The organism is uncultured Cellulomonas sp. (assembly GCF_963527515.1).
Taxonomy (GTDB): Bacteria; Actinomycetota; Actinomycetes; order Actinomycetales; family Cellulomonadaceae; genus Cellulomonas.
In genome coordinates, this window is record NZ_CAURTV010000131.1 from 1 (window position 1) to 8158 (window position 8158).

Annotated in this window: 5 protein-coding genes; 2 read left to right on the plus strand and 3 right to left on the minus strand. The window is 74.4% G+C overall.

Annotation, left to right across the window (positions count from 1 at the left end):
• Positions 1–413 precede the first annotated feature (413 nt).
• Positions 414–1769, plus strand: a complete 1356-nt coding sequence (locus tag RYN42_RS18415) for a DUF6421 family protein (protein WP_315098517.1) — start codon at positions 414–416, stop codon at positions 1767–1769.
• Here RYN42_RS18415 and RYN42_RS18420 read toward each other — a convergent pair.
• From RYN42_RS18420 to RYN42_RS18430, 3 genes are all read right to left on the minus strand, one after another.
• Positions 1756–4287 carry a hypothetical protein gene (locus RYN42_RS18420; protein WP_315098505.1) on the minus strand — a complete coding sequence of 844 codons (2532 nt, stop codon included), beginning with the start codon at positions 4285–4287 and terminating at the stop codon, positions 1756–1758. The genes RYN42_RS18415 and RYN42_RS18420 overlap by 14 nt on opposite strands.
• A 147-nt stretch (positions 4288–4434) precedes the next feature.
• Positions 4435–5226 (minus strand): transglutaminase family protein, encoded by a 792-nt coding sequence (locus RYN42_RS18425; protein WP_315098508.1) that lies wholly within the window; start codon positions 5224–5226, stop codon positions 4435–4437.
• Between the two features lie 42 nt (positions 5227–5268).
• Positions 5269–6717: an SDR family NAD(P)-dependent oxidoreductase gene (locus RYN42_RS18430; RefSeq protein ID WP_315098511.1), complete on the minus strand. Its 1449-nt coding sequence runs from the start codon at positions 6715–6717 to the stop codon at positions 5269–5271.
• Positions 6718–6843: 126 nt separating this feature from the next.
• Here RYN42_RS18430 and RYN42_RS18435 point away from each other — a divergent pair.
• Positions 6844–8158, plus strand: a 1315-nt coding sequence (locus RYN42_RS18435; protein WP_315098514.1) for a helicase-related protein, incomplete at its 3' end; no start/stop codon positions are given.

An 8158-nucleotide genomic window follows, 5' to 3' on the forward strand; every position in this document is an offset into this window, starting at 1 on the left:
TGAGGTTCGGGGCAGCGGGCGTCGACGCCGCCGTCGGGCTCGTCCTGCCCTGCACGGCACCTGCCGGGCCGCCGGCCGCCGGGGTCGTCGTGCTGGCGTCCGGCACCGAGGCGCCGGACGTGGCGGGGCTGCTCGCCTCCCGCGGCGTCACCGTGCGCGCCGCCGCCGGTGACATGAGCGCGCTGGTGCCTGCGGACCCGACGGCGGACGACCTCCTCGCCTGGACGACGGACCCCGTCCTGCCGGTGTGCGCGACCCTCGAGACCGACGGTACGGCGGCGCCTCTGCTGCGGACGGACACGGGCAGCCAGGCGCTCGGGACGACGGTCGGTGCGGGCGTGCGCGACGGGCGCGGCGGCTTGCTCGTCCTCGGCATCGACGTCCTCGCCTCGCCCGAGGTCCTGCTCAACGCGGTGGTCTGGGCGGCCCGGCCGGCGGCTCCCACCGCGACGGCGGCCGAGCGGACCGACCTCGCGGCTCACCCGGCGTGGACGCGGCTCAAGCGCGACGTCACCGAGCTCCAGGCGATGCAGGTCAAGGACGGGTCGGTGCCCGACGCGGCCGACCACACCCGAGCCCGCGAGCTGGTGCACGGGATCAGCCTCGCGCTGGACGAGCTGACCCCCGCGCTCCCGCACGACGAGGACTACCTCACGGCGGTCGGCAAGGACCTGACGCGGTGGTCGGACGCCGGGTTCGGGGTGCCCGACTTCCTCGACTCCCTGGTCGCGTTCCAGCCGCAGCAGCTCCGCGTCGACGGGCTGCCGCACCTGGTCCTGTTCCCCATGTACACGCAGAACGGCAGCACCGACCGCCGCGTCGAGGCCGTGCTGCTGCAGGTGCGCTGGCCCGAGCTGATCGCCCGCCTGGAGGCCGAGCAGTTCAGCAACGCGCTCTTCGTCCCGGTGACCTTCCTCGACTTCACGGCCGGGTACGACACCAACTCCGCGGTGCTGTTCCCGGAGACGGTCGCGGTGCGGGAGGTCCCCCCGTTCACCTGGGGCGCCATCTTCGCGGACCGGGAGGCCGCCCGGTTTCGTCGGGTGGTCCGCGCCGCGGCGGACACGACGCGCCTGGCGCTCCCGCCGGACGCCGCGCGGCTGCTGGCCGACCAGCGGCTCGCCGAGGAGACGTTCGTCCTGTGGGACCTGGTGCACGACCGCACCCACATGCGCGGCGACCTGCCGTTCGACCCGTTCATGATCAAGCAGCGGATGCCGTACTTCCTGTACTCGCTGGAGGAGCTGCGCTGCGACCTCACCGCCTTCCGCGCGGCCGTGCGCCTGGAGCAGGAGGGCGTCGCGCACGCGCGGTACGTGCAGTACGCCATCCTGTTCGACCGCCTCTTCCGGTTCCCCGTGACCGGGTCTCGCGTGCGCAACTACGACGGCCTCGGCGGGCAGCTGCTCTTCGCCTGGCTGCACCAGCACCACGTCCTGCACTGGACGGACTCCCGGCTCACCATCGACTGGCCGCAGCTGCCCGACGCGGTCATCGCGCTGGCCGAGCAGATCGAGCAGCTGTACTGGCGCTCGATCGACCGGCCGAAGACGGCGCACTGGCTCGCGGCCTACGCGCTGGTGTCCGGCACCGTGACGCCGCACCCGGCGTCGGCGTGGGCGCGCGGCGACCTGCCGCTGGAGGGGCCGCCGAAGGGTCTCACCGACGCGGTGCTGGACGACGAGTTCCCGCTGTCGATGTTCTACGAGGCGCTGTCCCGCAAGATCGGGGACGTCGTGGCGTCCACCAGCGGCATCACAGGTAGTTGACCGGGGTCCGAGGGTCGGGCGCGATCGGGTCCTCGTGCGCCGGGCCGTTGCCCGTGTCCCGCGGGGGGTCGGCAGCGACCACGCGGTCGCACATCGCCTCGACCTCGGCCCAGAACGCGTCGTCGCTCCAGTACCCCGTGTGGCTGAGCACCCTCGGCAGCGGCTGGTCGACCACGTAACGGTGCGTGGGCGGGTCGACCAGCTCGAGGTCGACGCCGGGGTGGATCGTGGAGTCGCCGGTCCGCACCGCGCCGCCGATGTAGTCCGTCGCGTAGTAGACGTTCTGCCAGAGCACGGGGCCGATGCCGGCCCGTCCGTCGGCGATGCCCGCCAGGAACCCGTCGCTGAACAGCGCGGGGAACGCCCAGCGGTACAGCTTGCCCAGCGGTGAGCCGAGGGTCACGACGCCGACGGTCGGCTCCCCGTCCGCGCGGCCGGGGGAGCGTCGCCCGACCACCGCGGCGGCGATGACGCTGCCCTGGGAGTGGGCGGTGAGGACCACGCGTCCGCCGTTGTCGTGCAGCCGCCAGATCCGGCGGGTGAGCTCCGGGACGGCCCGCTCGGCGTAGGCCGGTGGCGCGAACGGGTGGAACGCCCGGGGGAAGAAGCTGCCCACGTCGAACAGGGATCCCAGCACGCGGCGCCAGCGTTCGTTGCGCCACGCGCTGGCCAGCACCAGCACGTACAGCGGCGGGAAGGCGACGGCGACGGTGGTGCCGACGTCGACGAGGAACATCGGGGTGCCGCTGTCCAGGATCCAGACCCGGGTGAGGAACACGGCCAGCCCGACCACGCCGGCCATCGTCATGACGACGAGCGGGATGGCCACGGCACGCGAGTGGTCGCCGACGAAGCGCATCATGGCCACCTTGCGGACCCAGCGCGTCGGCCGGCCGCCGCGCTCCGGGCCGCCCTTGCCGAACAGCGGCGGGTCGAACGCGGACCTCCACCACCCCGGCTCGGTCCGCGGTGCGGCGGCCTGCGCCACCAGGGGGATGCCCGTCGCCTCGTACTGGTCGCGCAGGCGTGCCTCGACCGCCGGGGCGTCGACCCTGCGGCTGCGGCCCACCGCCACCCACATGCCGATGCCGAACGCGACGAACAGCGCGACCAGGCCGAGGGAGAGCAGGGAGGCCAGCGAGCCGACCGCCTCCGGGATGTAGATGGCCGCGGGGTCGGCCACGCCCCCGTCCACCGGTCCGAAGCCCCAGGTGACCGTGCCGAGCACCCGGCCGACGTACACGATCGCGGACAGCAGCACGGTGTTGGCGACGATGAGCGCGACGGTGTTGAGCACGAACGGCGCGGCCCACGGGAACAGGCTGATCCGGGGGATGGTCCGGTCCTGCGCCCGCAGCTGGCGCGCCTTGACCAGCCGGAAGATCCAGGCACCAACCTGCTGGGCAGCCAGCGGCAGGAGCAGGAAGAGGCTCGCGCCCCAGACCAGGTTCACCGCCCAGCGCGACCCCGGCAGCATCCCCGCCGGTCCCGGGCCGGTGGGAAGCGACGCCGCGGCGACGGCGGCCAGCACCAGCGCACCGAGGGTGATCACCAGGACGGCGGTCGCGAGGGCCGGACGCGCGTCGTCGAACGCCAGGAGAACCATCACCACCAGGAGCCCCGCTCCGGCGACGATCGCCGCGGTGCGTCCGAGCGTGCCCGCGGTGCCCGCCCCGCCGAGCGCGGCCACCGACCACCCCAGCAGGAGGCCGACCACGCCGAGGCACGCGGACAGGTGCAGGCGGGACAGGAAGACGTGCCACAGCAGGCCCGACCAGAAGTCGGGGTGCCGCAGCCCGCCCTCCTGCGCAGCGGCGCACCGGCGCGACGGCTCCGGACCGCGGTCCACCCCGGGCGCACCGAGGTCCGACTGGTCGGCGCTGATCGGGGTCGGTGGCTCGACGCGCTCGTACGAGGACCGCGTGTGCCGGGCCAGCAGGGCGAACACCAGCGCGACGAGGGTGGCGGCCGCGGCGCCGACGAGGATGCGGTGACCCGGCTGGTCCACCGGCAGCCACCGGTCGAGCGTCGGTGTCCACCACGTCGTGCGCCGGCACCGCTGCGAGCCGCCGCACTGGTACGCCACGACGTCGGTGAGCAGCATGGTGACCATCACGGCGGTGCTCAGGGTGAGCGCCAGGGCCGCCAGCCGCGCGAACCACCGGAACACCCAGATGGTGGCCGGCTCGTCGACCTCCTGGTCGCCGGACATGACCCAGCGGCGGGCCATCCAGCCGGCCATGTTGGCGAACATCGACGGCAGCAGGAGCGCCCACAGCGCCCGGGTGCGGCTCCGCGAGGTCAGCCCGCCCCAGGAGTACGCCTCGCGGTGCCGGTCGCGGGCGTCGCGCGTCCGGAAGAACCCCGCCACCCGGTCGCCGGCGACGCGGGTGGGCGCGAGGTCGCCCAGCATCGACTCCGGGCTGGTGCCACCCACGCCGTGCACCCGGATCTCGGTGAGCCCGTCGAGCGGTACCGGTTCGGGCACGAGGCCCGCCGATCCCTGAGCGAGCGCCATGGCAGCCTCCAGCGGCCGAAGAGAAGTCCTGCGGACAGGAGCGATCAGGTCGCTGCGCAGATACGGTCGGCGAGCAGCCGGAGCTGGTCAGCGGGCACGCCGGGCGGCGTGCCCGGTTCGTCCCCGTTCCGGAGGGTATCGGCTGGGTCAGCCGATCGTCACCAGGTCCCGCACGTCGTCGTCCGGGAGCACGTCCGCGATCGCGGTCACCTGGAGCTCGACGAGGTCGGCGTACCCGTGGTGCACGTTGAGGAACGCGGTGTCCGACGCGTCGCGGCCGGTGGCGATCCGCACCAGGCTGGTGCGCGGGGCCAGCGTGGTGGCGTCGACGACGTACCACTGGCCGTCCAGGTTGGCCTCGGCCACGGCGTGGAAGTCCATGGGCGACAGGCCCGGGGCGTAGACCGAGACCAGCCGGGCTGGGATGTCCAGCGCGCGCAGGAGCGCGATGACCAGGTGGGCGTAGTCACGGCAGACGCCCTTGCGCGCGAGCAGCGTCTGCACCGCCCCGTCGGTGGGCAGGCTGGAGCCCGGGACGTAGGAGAGGCGGGACCCGACCCAGGAGCTCACCGCTGAGAGCAGGTCGTACCCGCGCAGGCCGGCGAACTCGGCGTAGGCCGTGGGACCGAGCGTGTCCGACTCGCAGTACCGGCTCGGCCGCAGGTAGCGCAGCAGGTCCGCCTCGTCGGACGTCACCGGCGTGGCCCGGCCGTCGACGGACGCGGAGTAGTCCAGCACGAGACGCCCGACCTCCGCCTGGACCACGTGGAGCCGCGTCCCGTGGTGGTCGGGTACCTCCTTCGCCTCGACAGGCGCGCCGTCGAGCGTGATGCGCAGGGTCTCGCGGGCGGCCACCTGCGTGGAGACGGCCAGCTCGAACGCGAGGGTGGCGGGAGAGGTGACGTCGAGGGACAGGTGGGCGCTCAGGTCACGATGCACGCGCCCATGGTGGTGCACCGGTGCGCGCACCGCCTCCCGGGCCTACCAGGCGGAACGGACGTAGTCCTTGAGGAAGCAGCCGAACAGATCCTCGCCGGCCTCGCCGCGCACGATGGGGTCGTACACGCGGGCGGCCCCGTCGACCAGGTCGAGCGGGGCGTGGAAGCCCTCCTCGGCCAGCCGGACCTTGGTCGGGTGGGGGCGCTCGTCGGTGATCCAGCCCGTGTCGACGCTGGTCATGAAGATGCCGTCGGTGGCCAGCTCGGTGGCGCTGGTCCGGGTGAGCATGTTGAGGGCGGCCTTCGCCATGTTGGTGTGCGGGTGGCCGGGACCCTTGTACCCGCGGGAGAACACGCCCTCCATGGCGGAGACGTTCACCACGTAGGAGCGCTCCGGTGCGCGCAGGGCGCCACGCAGGCGGCTGACCAGCAGGAACGGAGCCGTCTGGTTGCACAGCTGGACCTCGAGCAGCTCCATCGGGTCGACCTGGTCGACGGTGTGCACCCAGCTGTTGGTCTCCGCGGTGTCCGGCACCAGCCCGCCGGCGTCGATCGCGGTGCCGGCGACGAGCCGCTCGAGCGAGGCGTGCTCCGCGGTGAGGGCGAGCGCGTCCACGCCGGCAGCCGTGCTGGTCAGCTCGGTCACGGACCCGGCGAGCGCCACGGGGTGCGCACTGCTGGTGCGACCGAACGTCGTGATCTGGGGCAGGGGGCGGTCGGGCAGCGGCTCGAGCTCCGCGTCGGCCAGGTGCGTGTACGCACCGGGGGAGCGGCGGACCGTCTGGGCGGCGTTGTTGATGAGGATGTCGAGCGGGCCCTGCGCGGCGACCGAGTCGGCCAGTGCGACCACCTGGGCCGGGTCGCGCAGGTCGATGCCGACGATGCTCAGGCGGTCCAGCCAGTCGGCGCTGTCCGGCATCGCCGCGAACCGCCGGGCCGCGTCGCGGGGGAAGCGGGTGGTGATCGTGGTCGCCGCCCCGTCGCGGAGCAGGCGCAGGGCGATGTACATGCCGATCTTGGCGCGCCCGCCGGTGAGCAGGGCGCGCTTGCCGGTCAGGTCCGCGCGCGCGTCGCGCTTGGCGTGGTTCAGCCGCGCGCACGCCGGGCAGAGCTGATGGTAGAACGCGTCGACGTCGACGTACGGCTCCTTGCAGATGTAGCAGGGCCGCGCCCTCAGGAGCGTGCCGGCGGTGGCCCCCTGCACGGAGGAGACCAGCGGGATGCCCTGGGTCTCGTCGTCGATGCGGCCCGGGCTGCCGGTGGCCGTCGCGTGGATCACCGCGCGGTCCGCGGTGCTGATCGCGTCGCGCTTCTCGGCACGGCGCTGCTTCTTGGCCGCCTTGAACAGGGCCGAGGTGGCGCGCCTGGCCAGGGCCAGGTGGGGGTGGTCCGAGGGCAGCCGGCTGATCTGGTCCGCCACGCGCAGGAACACGTCCAGCTCGGCGGCGTCGACTCCGTCGAGGGTCTCGGCAGGGGTGCTCAGGGCAGTCATCGTGCGGTTCCTAGCTGGTCGTCAGGGGTGGCCGACGGGCAGGGGAGCACGAGAGCCGGGCAGGCGGGGATGGGTCGATCCTACCCGGCGTCGCGAAGTCGCCCGTGGACCCCGCACACTCCATGCGTGGACGACGACCCGATCGAGCGGCTGCTGGCGGACCCGCCGGACCTGCCGGTGCGCCACGGGCTGGGCGACGTCGTCGCGGCGGTCCGGTCGCGAGGGGCCGTCGTGGTGCAGGCGCCTCCTGGCACCGGCAAGACCACCCTCGTGCCGCCTGCGGTCGCGGCGGCGGTCCGCGGACGGGTCGTGGTCACCCAGCCGCGACGGATCGCCGCCCGTGCCGCGGCACGCCGGCTGGCGCACCTGCTGGGCGAGCCCGTCGGGCTGACCGTCGGGTTCTCGGTCCGCGGCGAGAGCCTGTCCAGCGCGGCGACCCGGATCGAGGTGGTGACCACGGGGGTGCTCCTGCGCCGCCTCCAGCGCGACCCGGAGCTGCCGGGTGTCGGCGCCGTGGTCCTCGACGAGGTGCACGAGCGCCACCTCGTCGACGACCTGGCGCTCGCCCTGCTGGTCGACGTCCGGGCGCACCTGCGCGAGGACCTCGTGGTCGTGGCCATGTCGGCGACGGTCGAGGCGGCTCGCACCGCCGGGCTGCTCGGCGGTGGGAGCCCGGCACCGGTGGTCCAGGTCCCGGGTGCCCTGTTCCCGGTGGACGAGGTCTGGTGCCCCGCTCCGTCCCGCGTGGTGCGCACGGACGACCGGGGCGTGACCCCCGCGTTCCTCGACCACGTCGCGGCGACCGTGCGGCGCGCCCTGGCGGAGCGTGCGGGCGACGTCCTCGTGTTCGTGCCCGGGGCGGGGGAGGTGGACGGCGTCGCACGGCGGCTCGGCGGTCTCGACGTGGACGTGCGTCCGCTGCACGGCCGGCTGCCCGCTCGCGAGCAGGACCTGGCCCTGCGCCCCGGCGTGCGGCGGCGCGTGGTGGTGTCCACCGCGGTGGCGGAGTCGTCCCTCACCGTCCCCGGTGTGCGGCTGGTGGTCGACGCCGGCCTGTCGCGCGAGCCGCGCACCGACCACCGGCGAGGGCTCGCGGGCCTGGTGACGGTCGGCGTGAGCCGCGCGGCGGCCGAGCAGCGTGCCGGACGGGCGGGCCGAGAGGGCCCCGGGGCGGTGTACCGCTGCTGGTCGGAGCACGACCACGCCCGCCTGGTGGCGCACCCGCAGCCCGAGATCCTCACCGCCGACCTCACGGCGTTCGCGCTCGAGCTCGCGTGCTGGGGCAGCCCGGGCGGCACCGGCCTCGCCCTGCTCGACCCGCCCCCGGCGGCGGCGATGGCGGTGGCGGGCGAGACCCTCGCCGCCCTCGGGGCGATCGATGCGGACGGCCACCCGACCGCGCGAGGGCGTGCCGTCTCCGCGGTCCCGGCCGACCCCAGGC

Excerpts from the sequence above, each read along its gene's own strand:
- RYN42_RS18420 (WP_315098505.1), bottom strand. The coding sequence starts at position 4,287 with ATGGCGCTCGCTCAGGGATCGGCGGGCCTCGTGCCCGAACCGGTACCG.
- RYN42_RS18430 (WP_315098511.1), bottom strand. The coding sequence starts at position 6,717 with ATGACTGCCCTGAGCACCCCTGCCGAGACCCTCGACGGAGTCGACGCC.